The sequence below is a fragment of the Amycolatopsis sp. NBRC 101858 genome (assembly GCF_030269325.1).
Taxonomy (GTDB): domain Bacteria; phylum Actinomycetota; class Actinomycetes; order Mycobacteriales; family Pseudonocardiaceae; genus Amycolatopsis; species Amycolatopsis ponsaeliensis.
Genome location: NZ_BSTD01000006.1, coordinates 462,429 through 480,621 on the forward strand (window position 1 = coordinate 462,429; position 18,193 = coordinate 480,621).

The 18,193-nt window shown below is 72.1% G+C and carries 19 protein-coding genes and 1 pseudogene; 8 read left to right on the top strand and 12 right to left on the bottom strand.

Annotated features, from left to right (window positions below; translation table 11 throughout):
- Positions 1–24: 24 nt before the first annotated feature.
- From QSK39_RS41290 to QSK39_RS41325, 8 genes are all read right to left on the bottom strand, one after another.
- Positions 25–822: an ABC transporter permease gene (locus QSK39_RS41290; protein ID WP_285483248.1), complete on the bottom strand. Its 798-nt coding sequence runs from the start codon at positions 820–822 to the stop codon at positions 25–27.
- Positions 800–1,636, bottom strand: a complete 837-nt coding sequence (locus tag QSK39_RS41295; RefSeq protein ID WP_285483249.1) for a 2-aminoethylphosphonate ABC transporter permease subunit — start codon at positions 1,634–1,636, stop codon at positions 800–802. Before QSK39_RS41295 ends, QSK39_RS41290 begins: the two co-directional genes overlap by 23 nt.
- A complete protein-coding gene (locus QSK39_RS41300; protein ID WP_285483250.1) occupies positions 1,633–2,682 on the bottom strand; it encodes an ABC transporter ATP-binding protein in 1,050 nt (349 codons plus the stop codon). The genes QSK39_RS41295 and QSK39_RS41300 overlap by 4 nt, the downstream gene beginning before the upstream one ends.
- Complete coding sequence (locus tag QSK39_RS41305; protein ID WP_285483251.1) at positions 2,679–3,686, bottom strand: 2-aminoethylphosphonate ABC transporter substrate-binding protein; 1,008 nt, start codon at positions 3,684–3,686, stop codon at positions 2,679–2,681. Before QSK39_RS41305 ends, QSK39_RS41300 begins: the two co-directional genes overlap by 4 nt.
- On the bottom strand, positions 3,683–4,351 hold the full coding sequence (locus QSK39_RS41310) for a phosphonatase-like hydrolase (RefSeq protein ID WP_285483252.1): 669 nt from the start codon (positions 4,349–4,351) through the stop codon (positions 3,683–3,685). Before QSK39_RS41310 ends, QSK39_RS41305 begins: the two co-directional genes overlap by 4 nt.
- Positions 4,348–5,466 carry a TIGR03364 family FAD-dependent oxidoreductase gene (locus tag QSK39_RS41315; RefSeq protein ID WP_285483253.1) on the bottom strand — a complete coding sequence of 373 codons (1,119 nt, stop codon included), beginning with the start codon at positions 5,464–5,466 and terminating at the stop codon, positions 4,348–4,350. The genes QSK39_RS41310 and QSK39_RS41315 overlap by 4 nt, the downstream gene beginning before the upstream one ends.
- Before the next feature lie 105 nt (positions 5,467–5,571).
- A complete protein-coding gene (locus QSK39_RS41320) occupies positions 5,572–5,952 on the bottom strand; it encodes a DoxX family protein (protein WP_284745199.1) in 381 nt (126 codons plus the stop codon).
- A gap of 59 nt (positions 5,953–6,011) precedes the next feature.
- Positions 6,012–6,785 carry a GntR family transcriptional regulator gene (locus QSK39_RS41325; protein ID WP_086681579.1) on the bottom strand — a complete coding sequence of 258 codons (774 nt, stop codon included), beginning with the start codon at positions 6,783–6,785 and terminating at the stop codon, positions 6,012–6,014.
- A 292-nt stretch (positions 6,786–7,077) separates the two neighbouring features.
- Between QSK39_RS41325 and QSK39_RS41330 the strand changes: the two genes are divergently transcribed.
- Complete coding sequence (locus QSK39_RS41330) at positions 7,078–7,878, top strand: S1 family peptidase (protein ID WP_285483254.1); 801 nt, start codon at positions 7,078–7,080, stop codon at positions 7,876–7,878.
- Between the two features lie 40 nt (positions 7,879–7,918).
- On the opposite strand, the gene QSK39_RS41335 is transcribed toward QSK39_RS41330, so the two are convergent.
- Together QSK39_RS41335 and QSK39_RS41340 are read right to left on the bottom strand one after the other, a co-directional pair.
- The gene (locus QSK39_RS41335) at positions 7,919–9,019 is read right to left on the bottom strand and encodes an NAD(P)H-dependent flavin oxidoreductase (protein ID WP_285483255.1); all 1,101 of its coding nucleotides are present in this window, start codon (positions 9,017–9,019) and stop codon (positions 7,919–7,921) included.
- 13 nt (positions 9,020–9,032) lie between these two features.
- Positions 9,033–10,649, bottom strand: coding sequence for an acyl-CoA synthetase (locus QSK39_RS41340; protein WP_285483256.1), 1,617 nt, complete (start codon positions 10,647–10,649; stop codon positions 9,033–9,035).
- 61 nt (positions 10,650–10,710) lie between these two features.
- Here QSK39_RS41340 and QSK39_RS41345 point away from each other — a divergent pair, with 61 nt between their 5' ends.
- Complete coding sequence (locus tag QSK39_RS41345; RefSeq protein ID WP_285483257.1) at positions 10,711–11,499, top strand: crotonase/enoyl-CoA hydratase family protein; 789 nt, start codon at positions 10,711–10,713, stop codon at positions 11,497–11,499.
- Here the strand turns inward: QSK39_RS41345 and QSK39_RS41350 are convergent.
- The gene (locus tag QSK39_RS41350; protein ID WP_353051111.1) at positions 11,486–12,838 is read right to left on the bottom strand and encodes an FAD-dependent monooxygenase; all 1,353 of its coding nucleotides are present in this window, start codon (positions 12,836–12,838) and stop codon (positions 11,486–11,488) included. The genes QSK39_RS41345 and QSK39_RS41350 overlap by 14 nt on opposite strands.
- Here QSK39_RS41350 and QSK39_RS53135 point away from each other — a divergent pair.
- From QSK39_RS53135 to QSK39_RS41375, 6 genes and pseudogenes are all read left to right on the top strand, one after another.
- On the top strand, positions 12,804–12,929 hold the full coding sequence (locus QSK39_RS53135) for a hypothetical protein (protein ID WP_353051112.1): 126 nt from the start codon (positions 12,804–12,806) through the stop codon (positions 12,927–12,929). The genes QSK39_RS41350 and QSK39_RS53135 overlap by 35 nt on opposite strands.
- A pseudogene (locus QSK39_RS41355) lies at positions 12,893–13,282 on the top strand (TetR/AcrR family transcriptional regulator C-terminal domain-containing protein); the annotation flags it as partial. The gene QSK39_RS53135 and the pseudogene QSK39_RS41355, both read left to right, overlap by 37 nt.
- A 70-nt stretch (positions 13,283–13,352) precedes the next feature.
- Positions 13,353–14,336 carry a Zn-ribbon domain-containing OB-fold protein gene (locus tag QSK39_RS41360; RefSeq protein WP_285483259.1) on the top strand — a complete coding sequence of 328 codons (984 nt, stop codon included), beginning with the start codon at positions 13,353–13,355 and terminating at the stop codon, positions 14,334–14,336.
- A gap of 7 nt (positions 14,337–14,343) precedes the next feature.
- On the top strand, positions 14,344–15,357 hold the full coding sequence (locus tag QSK39_RS41365; protein WP_285483260.1) for a thiolase family protein: 1,014 nt from the start codon (positions 14,344–14,346) through the stop codon (positions 15,355–15,357).
- Complete coding sequence (locus QSK39_RS41370) at positions 15,354–16,517, top strand: thiolase family protein (RefSeq protein ID WP_285483261.1); 1,164 nt, start codon at positions 15,354–15,356, stop codon at positions 16,515–16,517. Before QSK39_RS41365 ends, QSK39_RS41370 begins: the two co-directional genes overlap by 4 nt.
- A 15-nt stretch (positions 16,518–16,532) precedes the next feature.
- Positions 16,533–17,144 carry a TetR/AcrR family transcriptional regulator gene (locus QSK39_RS41375; protein ID WP_285483262.1) on the top strand — a complete coding sequence of 204 codons (612 nt, stop codon included), beginning with the start codon at positions 16,533–16,535 and terminating at the stop codon, positions 17,142–17,144.
- On the opposite strand, the gene QSK39_RS41380 is transcribed toward QSK39_RS41375, so the two are convergent.
- On the bottom strand, positions 17,119–18,138 hold the full coding sequence (locus QSK39_RS41380; RefSeq protein ID WP_285483263.1) for a YhjD/YihY/BrkB family envelope integrity protein: 1,020 nt from the start codon (positions 18,136–18,138) through the stop codon (positions 17,119–17,121). The two genes, QSK39_RS41375 and QSK39_RS41380, sit on opposite strands and share 26 nt — an antisense overlap.
- Positions 18,139–18,193: the final 55 nt, after the last annotated feature.

Consider the following 18,193-nt stretch of genomic DNA (forward strand, 5'->3'; position numbering starts at 1 on the left):
GGACCCCCGCCAGGTTGCATCGCGCTAGCGATGAGCTGCCCGGCCGCGCACCAGGCCCAGCAGCAGCACACCCGCGAGGGTGACCCCGAGCAGCACGACCGTCGCCGCCGACGCGAGGAACACCTGGCCGCGGTCGGTCAGCGCGAAGATGCTCGCCGGCAGCGTGCGCCAGTCCGGCGGGTACAGCATCATCGTCGCGCCGAGCTCGCCCATCGACATCGCCAGCGCGAGGCTCGCCGACGCCGTCATCGCCGGGAGCAGCACCGGGACGCGGACCCGCAACATCACCCGCGCGGGGGACGCCCCGAGCGAAGCCGCCGCCTGCGCGAGCTGCGGGTCGACGCGGGCGAGCGCCGCCGTCACCGTGCTGTAGGCGAACGGCAGCAGGATCAGCAGGTGCCCGAGCAGCACGATCCAGCGCGTCCCGTTGAACGCCAGCGGTGGCCTGCTGAACGCCACCAGCAGGGCCAGTCCCAGCACCACCGACGGCACCGCGATCGGCAGGTGGAACAGCGTGTCGGCGGCGTGGCGCACCCGCCGCGGCGCGGTCTCGGCCGCCAGCGCCGCCCAGGTGCCGAGCAGCACCGCCGCCGCACCCGCGACCACGCCGGTCTGGACGCTGACCGACAGGCTCGCGAACGTCTCCCCCGACAGCGCGTCGGCGTAGTGGCCGAACGTCGGCCCGCCGGGCAGCACGCCGGTCCAGTGCCCGGCGACCGACGCGAGCACGATCATCACCAGCGGCGCCGCGACGACGACGGCGAACACCACGCCGAACACCAGCCACAGCAGCACCTTGCTACGCCGCGTCCACAGCAGCACCGCGACCCCTCCTCGCCAGCACCCGGTAACTCCCGTACAACAGCAGCGAAATCGCGACGTCGACCAGCGCGACGACGCTCGCCGCCGGGAAGTCGAACGTGACGATCCCCTTGCCGTACACCAGCATCGGCAACGTCGTGACACCCTTCGCGCCGAGGAACAGCACGATGCCGAACTCGTTCAGCGCGAGCAGCAGCGTCAGGCACGCGCCCGAGGCCAGCGACGGCAGCGCCGCGGGCAGCACGACCCGCGCCAGCACCCGCCCGGGACGCGCGCCCAGCGACGCCGCGACGTCCAGGTGCACCCCCGGGACCTGGCCGAACGCCGCGAGCGCCGGGCGCATCACGAACGGCGTGTAGAAGGTGACCTCGGCCAGCAGCACGCCCCACGGCGAGTACAGGAACCCGCCCGCGCCGAAGACGCCCGCGCTGCCGTAGAGGAACGTGAAGGCCAGTGCGATGAGGAACGACGGGAACGCGAGCACCGTGTCGACCAGCCGTGACAGCGTCCGCGCGCCCGGGAACGGGACGAACGCGATCACCAGCGCCAGGAACGTGCCGAGCAGCACGCACCCGGTCGTCGCGCCCAGCGCGAGCAGCACGGTCTGCCACGCCGCGTCCTGGAACTCGGCCGAGCCGAGCACCTCGGCCCAGACGCCCAGGCCGAACCCGGTGTCCGTGGTCAGGGACTGCCCGGCCACCAGGACCAGCGGATACCCGAAGAACACGGCCACGACCACCAGCGGCGGCAGCAGCCACAGTCCGCGGGTGGACCGCGGTCGCGTCACCACGGCTTCGAGCGCGACGCCGGTCATGTGCCGACCTCGACCAGCGGGCAGCCGTCCGGGATCGACACGCCCACCGCCGCCCCGACGGCGAAGGTCTCGGACACCTCGGCCCGGATCGTCGCGCCGCCGGCCAGCTCGAGGTCGAGGCGGTAGCCGGTACCGCGCCACCGCACGGCCCGGACCAGCGCCGGGAGGGTGTCCGCGCCGGGTGCGCCGACACCGACGCGGTGCGGGCGGACGCCGAGGGCGACCGGGCCCGGGCCGAGGGCGCCGGTCGGCTCGGCGGTCAGCACGCGCTCGCCGAGCCGGACCGTCGCCGGCGTCCCGTGGCTGACGAGGTCGACCGGGATGAGGTTGGCCGCGCCGAGGAAGCTCGCGGTGAACTCCGTCGCGGGACGCCGGTAGAGCTGCTCGCACGAGCCCGCCTCGACCAGCCGCGCGTCGCGCATGACGGCGATGCGGTCGGCCAGCGCCAGTGCCTCGCCCTGGTCGTGGGTGACGTAGACGAGCGTCGTGTCCGGCAGTTCGGCGCGCAGCCGCAGCAGCTCGGCGATCATGTCCTCGCGCAGCGCGGCGTCCAAAGCGGACAGTGGCTCGTCGAGCAGCAGCACGCCGGGCCGGATGGCGAGCGCCCGGGCGAGGGCGACCCGCTGCTGCTGCCCGCCGGACAGCTCGCGGGGGAACCGCCGGGCGTAGGCACCCATGCCGACCAGGTCGAGGACTTCGGCGACGCGGGCAGCCACCTCGGCCCGCGGCACCCGGCGGGCCTTGAGCCCGAAGGCGACGTTGGCGTCGACGCGCATGTGCGGGAACAGCGCGTAGCTCTGCACGACGACACCGAGGCCACGCCGGTGCGGCGGCAGGTCCGTGACGTCCTCGCCGTCGAGGAACACCCGCCCCGCGTCCGGCCGGACGAACCCGGCGAGGGCCTTGAGCGCCGTCGACTTGCCGGAGCCGGACGGCCCGAGCAGGGCGAGGGTTTCGCCCCGGGCCACCGAGAGGTCCAGGGAGTCCAGCGCCCTCGTCCGTCCGAAGTGGACGGAGACACCGCGGAACTCGACGGCCGGGGTCATCGGCCGACGGCCTTCTTGTACGCGGCCAGGTCGGCGTCGAGCTTGCCGAGCACGGCGGTCCAGTCCGGCCGCCAGATCTCGACGCCGTCGAGCGCCGCCTTGATCTTCGCCGCGTTCGGCCCGGTGGCCGGGACGTCGGCGCGGCCCGGGATGCCGAACGCGTCGGCGGCCTTGCCCTGGACCTCGGGCGAGAACAGGAAGTCGAGCAGCTTCTTCGCGTCGCCGGCGTGCGGCGCGTTCGTCACGAGCCCGGCGTAGTAGGGCAACGCGAACGTCGAGCGCTCGCCGTGCGCGTCGGCCGGGAAGAAGACGTCGAACCCACCGCTCTTGGCGATCTCGGCGAGGTTCATCTGGACGTCGCCGTTGGCCACCAGCAGCTCGCCCTTGGCCACCTTGGGCTGCAGCTTGCCGGTCGACGACGACGGCCCGGCGTTGTTGGCCTCCAGCTTGCCGAGGTAGCCGAGCGCGCCCTGCTCGCCGAGCACGTGCTGCAGCTGCAGGAGGACCGCGGTGCCGTCGCCGGCCTCGCCGGGCGTCGAGTACTGGACCTTGCCCTTGAGCTTCGGGTCGAGCAGGTCGTCCCAGGTCTTCGGGGTGGCGCCCGGGTTGCGGATGAAGCTGAGGTAGTTGTTCATCATCGCGAAGTAGCGGCCCTGCGCGTCCTTGTCGGGCACCTGGTCACCGCCCGCCGGGGTGTAGGGCTGCAGCAGGCCGGCGACGCGCTGGATGAACGGCGGCAGCGTCACGAGGACGTCGGCCTGGGTGTTGGCCTTCTCCTTCTCGACGCGGGAGGCGACCTCGCCGGAGCCGGCCGTCACGGCCTGGACGGTGATGCCCGTCTGCCGCTCGAACTCGGCGAACCGGGCGGTGTACCAGTCTTCCAGTCCGTCCACTGTGTACACGGTGACGGTCTTGCCGCCGGCCGACGCGGCACCGGTGCCACCGCAGGCGGACAGCAGGGCGAGCAGCGCCACGGCGAACGCGGTGGCCAGGGTCTTCTTCAACGGGGTTCTCCTTCGAGCACGGCGGGGAGTTCGGAGACGGAGCCGAGGAGGTGGGTGGCTTCGAGGAGGTCTTCGCGGCGCCCGGCACCGGTGAGGACGCCCGCGACGACGGACGCGCCGGCGCGAAGCCCGCACAGGACGTCCGAAGGAGTGTCGCCGACGACGGCGATCCGCCGCACGTCGGTGACTTCGAGCCGCAGCGCGGCGGTGAGCACGAGGTCGGGGAACGGCCGGCCGCGGACGCCGTCGCCGGGCGCGAGCGCGAGGTCGGCGAGGTCGCGCCAGCCGAGCGCGTCGAGGATGGCCTGCTGGGTGGCGGGTGCGAAGCCGGTGGTGAAGGCGACCTTGACGCCGTTCTCGCGCAGGCCGCGGACGACGTCCTCGGCGCCGGGGATCGGCGTGCACTCCCCCGCCTCGACGAGCTTCCCGTAGGCGGCTTCGAACGCGGAATTGGCTTGCCGCGCCCGGGTTTCGCCGCCGAGGAGGGCGCGGAAGACGGTGATCTTCGACTGGCCCATGGTGTCGGTGACGTACCGGAGCATCTCCGGGTACCGGTCCTCGGGCACGCCGGCGGTTTCGATGGCGGCGGTGAAGGCCCGCACGACCAGGCCGTCGTCGGCGACGGTCGTGCCGGCCATGTCGAGGACGACGAGTTCGGTGGTCACAGGCCCAGCTCCCCGGCGGTGTCTTCGGCGATGGCGGGTGCGCAGGTCATGCCGCGCCCGCCCGGCCCGGTGACGAGCCACGCGTTGTCCGCGACGCGGGCGCGGTGCACGATCCGGCCGGTGTCGGCGGTCTGCGCGTAGACGCCGGCCCAGCGGCGGCGGATGCGCGGCAGCGGGCGGCCGAGCAACCCCGCGGCGACGTCGGCGAGGTGCTCGTAAGGGTCTTCGGTGACGTCGAAGGCGAAGGGCTCGTCGTACTCGTGGGTGTCGCCGATGGTGAGCGAGCCGTCGAGCCGCTGGACCAGCAGCAGCTGCATGCGGTGCGCCCGGGCGACTTCCCGTTGCGGCTGCGCGGTGTTCAGCGAGTCGAGGGAGGCGCCGCGGTAGGCGGGGTAGTAGCGGAAGCTGTCGCCGTCGGCGACGCTCGTGGTGAGCTCTTCGCCCAGGGGCTCGGTCTGGGCCATCTGCAGCCGGACGCGCCGCACCGGCGGGTCGCCGGCGAGTTCGCGGACGAGGCCGCCGGTCCGGGCGCCGGTGCAGAAGACGACGACGTCGCCGTCGTGCCGCTCGCCGCGGTCGTCGACGACGCCGGTGCCGGTGAGGTGCCGGACCTCGCGGCCGGGCCGCCAGGTGTAGCGGCCGGTCCCGGCCAGTTCGGCACGCAGGGCGGGCTGGGCGGTGCGCGGCTCGACGGCGGCGTCACGCTCGCACTGGAGGGCGCCGAGGAAATCGCCCTTCAGCGCGGGGTTCAGCGCACGGGTCTCGGTGGCGTCGAGGAGCTGGTAACCGCGTTCGGACGCTTCGGCGCCTTCGCTGACTTCGCGCGCGACGGCGAGTTCGGCCTCGGTCCGGACGACGGTCAGCGAGCCGTTGGCGCGGAAGCCCAGGCCCGGGACGCGCTCGCCGACCCCTTCCCAGAGCGTCCGCGCCCGCCGGGCGGTGGCCAGTTCGCTCCCGGAGGCGCGGCCACCGACCCAGACGAGCCCGAAGTTGCGCACGGACGCCCCGCGCGCCTCGGGTTCGCGTTCGAGCTGGACGACGTCGTGGCCGCGCTCGACGGCCTGCCAGGCGTGCAGCGTGCCGAGCACGCCACCGCCCACGATGAGGATTCGCACGCCGCCCACGCTCTCCGGAGCGCGTCAACAGCCGCTGGCCCCTCGGCGAACGCGGGGTGAAGGGCCGCCCAATATTGGACCGGATGAGTTACCGGCTCGTTATCTTCACAGCCGGCCGACGGCGACGAACAGGCACACCGCGAAGATCACCCCGTTGATCCCGACGTTCCGCCACTCCGCCGGCTTGTGCTGCACGACCGCCAGCCGGCCGTGCATCGCCATCGCGCCCACCATCACCACGGCCAGGCCCACCGCCGCCCAGCCCGTCAGCACCGGGGCGATGCCCAGCAGCACCGGCAGGATCAGCCCCACCACGGCGAAGAGCTCACAGATCGCGGTGAACCGCACCACCGGCAGCGGGTACGCCGCCGCCCCCGTCTGGCCGGTTTCGAGCATCCGCTGCCGCGACATCGTCGACTTCAGCGCGCCCGACAGGGCGAAGATCGCGGCCAGCAGCACCTGGCCGACCCACAAAGCGGTGTTCATGACGTCCTCCCTTTCGGTTCGTGCGGGAGGAACGAGGACGCTCCGGAGAACGTGACGCCTCAGGCGCGGCCGAGGCGGGTCATGAAGCTGAGCCGGTCACCGCGGTACAGCGACCGCACCCGCTCGAACGGCGCGCCGTCCGGACCCCACGAGATGCGGTGCATGAGCAGCATCGGCAGGGCCGGGTTGGTGCCGATGAGCAGGGCTTCGCGCGGGGTCGCCAGCACCGTCTCGACGCGCTCCTCGGCGCCGTCGAACACCACGCCGAGCTGCTCGCTCAGGCACGCGTACAGCGACTGCTCGGGGTTGAACACCTCCAGGAGCGTCGGGAACCGCTCGGCCAGGAGATATGTCGACTCCAGGCCGACGCGCTCCTCGTCGGCCAGCAGCACCCGCTCGATGTGGATCACTTCGGCGTCCGAGGTGACCTGCAGGTCGGCGGCCAGCGCGCTGCCGGCCAGGCGCCGCTCCAGCGTGATCACGGTGCGACCCGGCCGGATGCCCTGCCGCCGCAGCCCTTCGGTGTAGCTCACCAGGGCCAGCGGCTGGACGAGCTTCGGGCCGGCGACGAACGTGCCGCTCCCCTGCCGCCGGCTGAGCCTGCCCTCGAGCACCAGCTCGCCGACCGCCTGCCGCACGGTCGCCCTCGACACCTCGAACCGCTCGCACAGTTCCCGTTCGGTGGGCAGCACCGATCCTTCGCCGAGTTCCGCGATCACCGCCAGCAGCTCGACCTTGACCGCGTAGTAGCGCGGGACGCGGCCGTGCTCGGGGATCCCGTCGAGCACGGGACCGTCGGCGGACAGGCGGGAATGACGTGAGGGGGCGGGCACGGAATCGACCCTATTCGCTTCCCGGTGCGCGGTGGTTCGCTGTGGCGCGTAACACGGCTGTCACACCGACGATCACCCGGTTGCCCCCGGCTCTCGCCGGCGCGTCTTTACGGCCGGGAAAGGCCCGGTGAACTCCAGGCCACAGCGTCCGCCGGATCCGCCGGTGAGAAATCACCCAACCGCCCGAAACATCCGAAGAAAGTTGGTTGTCCCGGTATGTGAGCACCTGGTGTAGTCATGGGGCCACTCTCGAGCTCGGCTTCCACTGTGGACACTGGAAGGACTGATCCCCTTGGCTCCCAAGCGCTGGTTCACCCTGCTCAGAAACGTCACCACCGCGGTGGCCGCGGTCGCCGCGGCCGCGTCGTTCGCCACCCCGGCGATCGCGGCCCAGCCGCCGTCCACCGACGTCGTCGGCGGGACCCGGGCCGCCCAGGGCGAGTTCCCGTTCATGGTCCGGCTGTCGATGGGCTGCGGCGGTGCGCTCTACACCAACCAGATCGTGCTGACCGCCGCGCACTGCGTCAGCCGGACGGGCTCGAACACGTCGATCACGGCGACCGTCGGCGTCGTCGACCTGCAGAGCACGAGCGCCAAGAAGATCAAGTCCACCTACGTCTACCAGTCCCCCACCTACGGCACCTCGACCGGCGGCGACTGGGCGCTGATCAAGCTCGCGAGCCCGGTCACCGGCCTCTCGACGCTGCCGATCGCGACGACGACGACCTACAACACCGGCACGTTCACCGTGGCCGGCTGGGGCGCGGCGACCGAGGGCGGCGCCCAGCAGCGCTACCTGCTGAAGGCGACCGTCCCGTTCGTCTCCGACAGCACCTGCCAGGCCCAGGGCGGCAGCTACCCCGACCTGATCCCGAGCGCCGAGATCTGCGCCGGCAACCTGAGCGCGGGCGGGGTCGACACCTGCCAGGGCGACTCCGGCGGCCCGATGTTCCGCCGGGACAACAACAGCGCCTGGATCCAGGTCGGCATCGTCTCCTGGGGTGACGGCTGCGCCCGGCCGCACGCCCCCGGCGTCTACACCGAGGTGAGCACGTTCGCGTCGAAGATCGCCGCGGCCGCCGCTTCCCTGTAACCGCTCCCGCGAAGAGGGGGCCCGCCGCGGCGGGCCCCCTTCAGCGCGTCTTGTCCAAACGCGACAGTGCGTCTTCGTAGCCGGCCACCAGATCCGCGACGACCTCGGCGACCGGGCGGACCGCGTTCATCCGCCCGACGATCTGCCCGACCGGCATCGACACCACGCTCGGGTCGTTCGCCGCGTGGATCCGGTTGTGGGCGTGGGAAACCAGCAGGTTCTGCAGCGGCATCGGCAGCGGCTCGGGCGCGTCCGCCGCGGCCCACGCCTCGGTCCAGCGGGTCTTGAGCAGCCGCGCGGGCTTGCCGGTGTAGATCCGCGTCCGGACCGTGTCCGACGACGTCGCGCCGACCAGCGCCTGCTGCATCGCCACGGACTCGCCCATGGTCTGCAGGTACTCCTCGGTGGCGAGCCACATCGACCCCATCCAGACGCCGGACGCGCCGAGCGCGAGCGCCGCGGCCACCTGCCGCCCGGACCCGATCCCGCCCGCGGCGAGCACCGGGACGTCGACGGCGTCGACGATCTCCGGCACCAGCACCATGGACGCGATCTCGCCGGTGTGCCCGCCGGCCTCGTAGCCCTGCGCGACCACGAAGTCGACGCCGTTCGCGACGTGCCGGACCGCGTGCTCGGCCTTCCCGGCGAGCGCCGCGACCGGGACGCCCCGGTCGTGGCACTGGCCGATGACGTCCGCCGGCGGCGAGCCGAGGGCGTTGGCGATCAGCTTGATCGGGTGGTTGAGCGCGACCTCCACGTGCGACCGGGCCACCGAGTGGAGCCAGCCGAGCACGCCCGCGCGTTCGTCGGTGTCGTCCGGCAGCGGCGGGACCGAAAGGTCGCGCAGCACCTTGTCGACGAACGCGCGGTGGCCCTCCGGGATGTGCTTCGACAGGTCGACCTGGGTGCCCTCGGCGGGGATCTTCGCCGGCATCACGATGTCGACGCCGTAGGGCTTGCCGCCGGTGTTCTCGTCCATCCAGGTGAGCACCCGGTCGAGCTCGGCGGCGTCGTTGAACCGGACGCAGCCGAGCACGCCGAGCCCGCCGGCGCGGCTGAGCGCCGCGGCGACGTGCTCCGAGGGCGTGAACCCGATGATCGGCAGGTCGATGCCGAGCCGGTCGCACAGGGATGTCCGCACTGGTGGTGTCCTCCTAGACGGGCTGGGCCGCGGCCGGTTCGTGGTCGGCCGCGTAGCGCTGGGCCCACGGGTAGTCCGGCTTGCCGCTGGGCGAGCGGCCGATCTCGTCGGCCAGCCAGACGGTGCGCGGCACCTTGTAACCGGCGATCTCACCGCGGACGTGCCGCTCGATCCCGGCGAGATCGGCTTCGGCGCCTTCGCGCAGCTGGACGACGGCGGCGACGCGCTGGCCGGTCCGCTCGTCCGGGATGCCGATGACGAGCGCGTCGAAGACGTCCGGGTGCGACTTGAGCGCGCCCTCGACCTCCTCCGGGTAGACCTTCTCGCCACCGGTGTTGACGCACTGGGAGCCGCGGCCGAGCAGGGTGACCGTGCCGTCCTCTTCGTAGCGGGCGTAGTCGCCCGGGACGACGTACCGGACGCCGTCGAGGTCGACGAAGATCGTCTTGCTCTTCTCGGGATCGCCGTAGTAGCCGAGCGGGACGTGCCCGCGGCGGCCGATCAGCCCGACCGCGCCGGCCTTCGGCTCGACGAGGCTGCCGTCGTCGTCCAGGAGGATGGCGTCCTTGCCGAAGCTGACCCGCGGGCCCGCGCTGTGGTCGGAGCCCTTGGCCACCATGCCGATCCCGGTGAAGCCGCTTTCCGACGAGCCGATCGCGTCGGTGATCACGGCGTTCGGCACGAGCTCGACGAACTCCTGCTTCACCGACTGCGAGAACAGCGCGGCGTGGCTCGACACCGCGACGAGCGACGAACCGTCGTAGTCGCCCTCGCGGAACGCCTCGATCAGCGGCCGCGCCATCGCGTCGCCGACGATCGTGAGGACCTGGACCTTGTGCTCCTGCACGGCCTTCCAGATCTCGTGGGCGTCGAAGCGGGGCACGAACACCACCGGGCTGCCGGTGAACAGGGCGCCGAACGCGGCCCACTGCGCGGCGCCGTGGATCAGCGGAGCGGCGGGCAGCCGCGTCAGGCTGCCGGCCTTGCCCTGCTCGGCGAGCGTCCACTCGTCCGGGATGTACTCGCCGGTGACGAAGTTGATCCCGCCGCCGAGCGCGCGCCAGATGTCCTCGTGGCGCCAGAGCACGCCCTTCGGGTAGCCCGTCGTGCCGCCGGTGTAGAGGATGTAGAGGTCGTCGTTGCTGCGCTCGCCGAAGTCGCGCTCCGGGCTCTGGGCCTCCAGAGCGGCTTCGTAGTCGACACCGCCGTAGCTCGAGAAGTCGCCGTCACTGCCGTCGTCGATCACGACAACGTGTTTCAGTTTCGGCGATTCCGGCAGCGCCGCCACGACCTTGTCGGCGTAGCTTCTCTCGTGCACGAGCGCGACGAGGTCGGCGTCGTTGAAGAGGTACACGAGCTCGCCGTGCACGTAGCGGTAGTTGACGTTGACGGCGATCGCGCGCAGCTTGTACGCCGCGATCATCGCCTCCAAGGCCTCGATCGAGTTGCGGGAGTAGACCCCGATGTGGGATCCGCGTCCCACGCCGTGTGCGGCGAGGTGGTGGGCGAGCCGGTTGGCCCGCGCCTCCAGTCCGGCGAAGGTGACCTGCCGGTCGCCGCACACGACCGCGACGCGCTCCGGCACGGCGTCGACGGCGTGCTCCAGAAGATCCGCGATGTTGAGTGCCACGCCCTCAAAGTAGAACATGTTATCGTTCTGGGCAATGGCACTGCTCCTTCAGGAGGTTTCCGTGGGTGAACCGCACGCGCTGGTCTCACAGGAGGGCCAGACCCTCGTCGTGACGATGAACCGGCCCGAGGCGCGCAACGCGATCACCGGCGAGATGATGTCGATCATGGTCGAGGCCTGGGACCGGGTCGACTCCGACGACGGCATCCGCAGCTGCATCCTGACCGGCGCGGGCGGCGCGTTCTGCGCGGGCGCGGACCTGAAGTCGATGTCCCGGAACTCGCCGTCGAAGGCGTTCGACGCGGGCAAGTTCGACCCGGCGCACATCCCGGGCCTCCTCAAGGGGCGCCGCCTGACCAAGCCGCTGATCGCGGCGGTCGAGGGACCGGCGATCGCGGGCGGGACGGAGATCCTCCAGGGGACCGACATCCGGGTCGCGGGCGCTTCCGCGCGCTTCGGCGTGTCCGAGGCGCGGTGGGGGTTGTTCCCGATGGGCGGATCGGCGGTGCGGCTGCCGCGCCAGATCCCGTACACGGTGGCGGCGGACATCCTGCTGACGGGCCGCCACCTGACCGCCGACGAAGCGCTGGCCATCGGCTTGATCGGGCACGTGGTGCCGGAAGGCCAGGCGCTCGCGAAGGCGCTGGAGCTGGCTTCGCTGGTGAACGCCAACGGGCCGGTCGCGGTGCGGGCGATCCTCCGGACGATCCGGGACACCGAGGGCCTCCACGAGGAGGAGGCCTTCAAGCTCGACTCGCAGTACGGGATCGAGGTCTTCGCTTCGGAGGACGCGAAGGAAGGGCCGAAGGCGTTCTCGGAGAAGCGGAAGCCGGAGTTCAAGGGCCGCTGACGTTCAGACCCGGACCGGCTCGTCCCAGTCGAGGTGGTGCTCGTAGATCCACCGGCTCGGGTCGCCCCCGGTGCGGGCCATGCGTTTCACGGCCAGGCTCATGACGACGTCGCGCGGCACCCGGGCCAGGGCCGAGCGCCTTCCAGCCGCCGGTCCGGTTGCCTTGCGCGACAACGCGTTCCACCCGCTCGCGCCGCAGCCGTTCGTAGGCGGTGAAGGCGGTTTCGACGCTCGGGCTGTCGCGCGGGCACCGGGCCGGCACGACGGCGTCCTCGATGGCCATCGCCGCGCCCTGCCCGATCGACGGGGCGGTGGCGTGCGCGGCGTCCCCGATGACGATCATCCGCTCGCGGTGCCACCGCGGCACCCTCGGGACGTCGTAGGTGTTCCACCCCGAGAAGATCTCCCCAGTCGCCGCGATGATGTCCACGGCGGGCCCGTGGTCGCGGCGGAACAGGTCGATCAGCCGGGACCGCCACTCCTGCGGGCCGATCGCCGCCGGCTCCGCCGGTGAAGGCTCGGTGGCGCTCGCCGGGTTCGCCACCCACCAGACTTCGCCGTCCGGGTGCGCGGTGTGGGCGAAGAAGCAGCGCCGGCCGAAGATCGCGTGCATCCTGCCCGGCTCGCCGGCCGGGACGCCGCGCGCGTACCCACCGGTGTTGAGCAGCCCGGTGTACCGCGCGCCCGGCACGCCGGGGTCGATGATCTCGCGGGTGCGCGACCGCAGGCCGTCCGCACCGATCAGCAGGCCGCCTTCGGCGCTCGTGCCGTCGGCGAACCGGGCCCGCACGCCGCCATCGGCGCTTTCCGCGGCCACGAGCCGCTTGCCGTACTCGAAGGGCACACCGCACCGGACGGCCTGCTCGCGGAGGGCGCGGTAGAGGTCGGCCCGCTTGACCGTGCGGCTCACCGCGCCGTCCGCCAGGGCCGCGCCGTAGGGCAGCTCGCCGAGCTTCCGGCCGGACCCGCTGCTGATCGTGATCCGCGGCGTGTCGAAGCCGAGCCCGCGGACGTCGACGTCGATCGCGCGCAGGGCGTCCAGGGCGTTCACCGCGAGCGTCAGGTAGACGCCCGCGTTGTCCGCGGTCCGGTCGTACGCCTCGAAGGCGACGGCCGGATTCCCGCCTTGTGCAGGGCGATCGCAAGCCACGAAGGCGAGGACGACGAACGACAAGCTGCCGGCCGGGCCGGAACTGCTCTGGGGACGCGGCGAGGAGCAGGCACCCAAGCCGGGCCTGAGCGTGCCCGCCATCGTGACCGCGGCCGTGGACCTGGCCGACACCGAGGGCGTCGGCGCGGTCTCGATGGCCCGGATCGCCGAGCGGCCGGGGTTCACCACGATGTCGCTCTACCGGCACGTCAAGAGCAGGAACGACGTGCTTGCGCGCACACGTGGGTCGTGCACCTGCCCATCACCGGGCCGCCGGTGACCCCCAACCAGCCGGCCTGGACCGACCGCGCCCTGCGCGGGACCGGGCTCACCGAACGCGACAAGACCGGTGTGGTCCTGCTGGTCGCCAACTACCTCCTGGCCACCGCCCGGCTGACCACCGACCTCGGGCCGGCCGCGTCGGGCGAGTCGATCGCCGCCTACCGCACCCTGCTCGGCGGCCTCGCCGACGCGCGGCGGTTCCCCGCGCTGCGCACGGCGATCGACGCCGGCGCGTTCGACTACCCCGAGGACACCGCCGAGGAGGACCGGCAGTTCGACTACACGTTCGGCCTGGACCGGATCCTGGACGGCGTCGAGGCGCTCATCCGGCAGCGAGCCGCCGGCACCTGACCCGAATCTAGAACGCGTTCCATGCGTCGGAGCCTGGATCTTGCCGCCAGAACGAGAACGTGTTTCACTCATGACTGTGACCGAGACACCACTGGCGGCACCCCTCAACGTCGGCTTCGACTACACGCGCTCCACCGGGCCCGTCCTGGGCCGGTTCGTGAACGCGCTGCGCGAACGCCGCATCGAAGGCATCCGGGGCAGTGACGGCCGCGTGCACGTTCCGCCCGTCGAGTACGACCCCGTGACCGCCGATCAGCTCAGCGAGTTCGTCCCAGTGGCCGACGAGGGCACCGTCGTCTCCTGGTCCTGGTGCGCCGAGCCGCTCGACGGGCAGCCGCTCAACCGCCCCTTCGCCTGGGCCCTGGTCAAGCTCGACGGCGCCGACACCGCCCTGCTGCACGCGGTCGACGCCGGCGAGCCCGGGAAGATCCACAGTGGACAGCGGGTTCGGGTGAAGTGGGCCGAGGACACCGTCGGGCACATCCGCGACATCGCCTACTTCCTGCCGGCCGACGCCGAGGACACCACGCCGACCGAGCCCGCTCCCCCGGTCGCCGAGCGCGCGGAAGGCGCTCCGGTCAGCGTGGTCATCACGCCGGTGCACCTGAAGTACCAGCACTCCGCCTCCCCCGAGGAAAGCCGCTACCTGCGCGGGCTCGCCGAGGGCAAGCTGATCGGCCAGCGCTGCCCCGCCTGCGAGAAGGTCTACATCCCGCCGCGCGGTGCCTGCCCGACCGACGGCGTCCCCACGACCGACGAGGTAGAACTGCCCGACACCGGCATCGTGACGACGTTCTGCATCGTCAACGTCCCGTTCCTCGGCCAGCGCCTCAAGCCGCCGTACGTCGCCGCGTACATCCTGCTCGACGGCGCCGACATCGCCTTCCTCCACCTCGTCCTCGGCTGCGACGCCCAGGACGTCAAGATGGGCATGCGCGTGCGCGCGGCCTGGAAACCCCGCGACGAGTGGTGGACGTCGCTGGAGAACATCAGCCACTTCGAGCCGACCGGCGAGCCGGACGCGGCCTACGAAACCTTCGCCCACCACCTGTGAGGTCCTGATGCCAGACGTCGCGATCGCGGGCTTCGCGAAGGCCCCCAACGTCCGCGAGACCCCGGGCACCACCAACGGCGTGGAGATGCTCGTCCCGATCTTCGCCGAGGTCTTCGAGAAGACCGGTCTATCCAAACAGGACATCGGCTTCTGGTGCTCCGGCTCGTCGGACTACCTCGCCGGGCGCGCCTTCTCGTTCATCGCCGCCGTCGACGCGATCGGCGCGTTCCCGCCGATCCACGAGTCCCACGTCGAAATGGACGCCGCCTGGGCGCTGTACGAGGCCTGGCTGAAGATCAAGATGGGTGAGGTCGAGACCGCGCTCGTCTACGGCTTCGGCAAGTCCAGCGCCGGGCAGCTGCGCCGGGTGCTGGCCCTGCAGCTCGACCCGTACGTCGTCACGCCGCTGTGGCCGGACTCGGTCTCGATCGCCGGGATCCAGGCGCGGCTGGGGCTCGAAGCCGGGCTCTGGTCCGAAAAGGACCTCGCCGAGGTCGCCGCGCGCGGCACCGACCAGGACGTCAGCGCACTGCTCGACACCCCGTACTTCGCCGATCCGTTGCGCCGGCACGACATCGCGCCGATCACCGACGGCGCGGCCGTGGTCATCCTGTCCACTGTGGAACGCGCCCGCGACGTCGTCGACCACCCGGCGGTGATCCAGGGCATCGAGCACCGCGTCGACTCCCCCGTGCTCGGCGCCCGCGATCTCACCCGGAGCCCGTCGACCGAGATCGCGGCCCGGGCCCTGGACCTCGACGGCGTCGACCTCGCCGAGCTGCACGCGCCGTTCACGCACCAGGAGCTCATCCTGCGGACGGCCCTGAAGCTCGACGACGACGTCCGGATCAACCCGTCCGGCGGGGCGCTGGCCGCCAACCCGATGTTCTCCGCCGGCCTCGCCCGCATCGGCGAGGCGGCGGCCCGGATCCACAGCGGCGAATCCCGCAAGGCCGTGGCGCACGCGACGAGCGGCCCGGTCCTGCAACAGAACCTGGTGACCGTGCTGGAGGCCCGATGACCAAGCAGCTCACCGCCGTGCTCGGCACCGGCCAGACGCACCACCGCGCCAAGCGCCTGGACGTCTCGATGCCGGGCCTGCTGCGCGAAGCGATCGACCGCGCGATGGCCGACGCCCGGGTGGAGTGGGCCGACATCGACGCCGTCGTGCTCGGCAAGGCGCCGGACCTGTTCGAGGGCGTCATGATGCCCGAGCTCTTCCTCGCCGACTCCCTGGGCGCGAACGGGAAGCCCTTGCTGCGCGTGCACACCGCCGGTTCGGTCGGCGGCTCGACGGCGCTGGTCGCGGCCTCGCTCATCCAGTCCGGCGTGCACCGCCGGGTGCTGACCGTGGCCTACGAGAAGCAGTCCGAGTCGAACGCGATGTGGGGCCTGTCGATCCTGCCGCCGTTCCAGATGCCGGTCGGCGCCGGCGCGGGCGGCTACTTCGCCCCGCACGTGCGCTCCTACATCCGCCGCTCCGGCGCGCCCGAGCACGTCGGGGCCATCGTCGCGGCGAAGGACCGGCGCAACGGCGCCCTGAACCCGTACGCGCACCTGCAGCAGGCCGACATCACCGTCGAGTCGGTGCAGAAGTCGCAGATGCTGTGGGACCCGATCCGCTACGACGAGACGTGCCCGTCGTCCGACGGCGCGTGCGCGATGGTGCTCGGCGACGAAGCCGCCGGGGACGCCGTCGAGGGCGGTGCCGCCTGGATCCACGCGACGGCGATGCGCACCGAGCCGACCACCTTCGCCGGCCGGGACCAGGTCAACCCCCAAGCCGGCCGCGATGCCGCGGCCGCGCTGTGGGCCGAGGCCGGCATCAAGGACCCGATGTCCGAAGTGGACGTCGCCGAGATCTACGTGCCGTTCTCCTGGTTCGAGCCGATGTGGCTGGAGAACCTGGGCTTCGCGCCCGAAGGCGAAGGCTGGAAGGTGACCGAGGCCGGCGAGACGGCGATCGGCGGGCAGCTGCCGGTGAACCCGTCGGGCGGGGTGCTCTCGTCCAACCCGATCGGCGCGTCCGGCATGCTTCGCTTCTCCGAAGCCGCGAAGCAGGTCATGGGCCGGGCCGGGGACTACCAGGTCGACGGCGCCCGCATCGCGCTCGGGCACGCCTACGGCGGCGGGTCGCAGTACTTCTCGATGTGGGTCGTCGGCGCCGACAAGCCGCGTTGATACGCTCGACCCACCATGCCGAGACTCGCGGACCACGAGCAACGCCGCCGCCAGATCGCCGAGGCCGTCTGGCGGATCGCGAGCGCGCGTGGGCTAGAAGACGTGTCGTTGCGCAAGGTCGCGGCCGAGGCCGGCGTCTCGCTGCGGCTCGTCCAGTACTACTTCGGCACGCGCGACGACCTGCTGCTCGGCGCGCTCGAGATCCTCAACGCCGACGCCGGGGAGAGCATCCGCGCGGGCATCGGCCCGGAGGAGGACGCGACCCCGCGTGAGGTGCTGCGCGCCATGCTCGTCGGGATGCTGCCGGTCGGCGACGAGCGCCGCACGCGCTACCTCGTGCACCTCGCCTACTTCGTGCGGTCCCTTTCGGACCCGGGGCTGGCGTCGGCGTTCAGCGCCGCGCCGCCGGAGCTGGAACGGCTGACCGCGGACCTGCTCGCGTGGGGCCGCGACCGCGGCGAGGTGGCGCCGGACCTCGACCTGATGCCGGAGGCCGAACTGCTCCTGTCGAGCGTCGACGGCCTGCAGACCAGCATCATCCTCGGCCAGCGCACGCCGGAAGCGGCGATCGCGCTGATCGACCACCAGCTGGACCGGCTGTTCAGTCTCGCGAACGTCGCCACCTGAGCGCCAGCAGCGTCCCGACGACCCCGGCCGCGACGCCGACCGTGGCCGGCACCGCGACCGGCGGGTCCACCACGATCACCGGCTCGAGCACGACCGGCGCCGGCGGCTGGATCGGCTTCGGCGGCGCGTCGGAGCCGGTCGCCGTCCACGCCGTGACGTAGACGAGCATCCGCGCGACCAGCGAGATGAAGAAGATCAGGCCGATGACCGACCCGAACGCGATGCCGGTCGGCGAGTCGCCGATCAACCGGAGGTAGAACCCACCGGCCAGCTTGAGCAGCTCGAACCCGAGGGCCAGGGCGATCGCCCCGCGCACCGCGCTGCGCACGCCCACCTTCTGCCGCGGCAGCCGCGTGAGCACCCACAGGAACACCAGCCAGTCGGCGGCGAGCGACAGCGGCACCGAGGACGCCGAGACGAGCTGGTGCCCCCAGCTCGTGTCGTCCAGCCCGGCCAGCCGGAGCAGGTAGCCGCCGAGCGCGGTGCCGGAGATGGTCAGGGTGAACGACACGAGCAGCGCCGCGGTCAGGCCCAGCAGCGCGAGCAGGTCGACGGCGATGAGCCGCAGCAGCGGCTGGTCGGACCGGTTCTGCCCCCAGAGCGCCGTCAGCGAGTCCCGCAGCGCGTTCATCCAGTTCCAGCCCGAGTAGAGGCCGATGGCCAGGCCGAACAGCCCGACGCTGGTGCGCTGCTCGACGAACCCGGTGAGCAGCTCGGTGGCCTTGTCGCCGAGCCCGCCGGGCAGCGTGGACACGATCGCGTGCACCATCGTGTCGAGCAGGTGCGGCTGGCTGGCCAGCACGAACCCGGCGACCGACGACGCGACCATCAGCAGCGGCACCAGTGACAGCAGGCTGAAGTAGGTGATCGAGGCGACGTAGTGGTAGCCGCCGCACTCGATGTAGCGGTTGGTCGCGCGGGCGATGTGGTCCAGCCACCGGTACCGGGCACGGGCCCGGGCCCAGGGGCTCGGGGCCTTGGGGGAACTCTTCACGGACACTGTCTACCCAGCGGACGGCCTCTTTGCGCAGGCAACACGCGGTCGGACC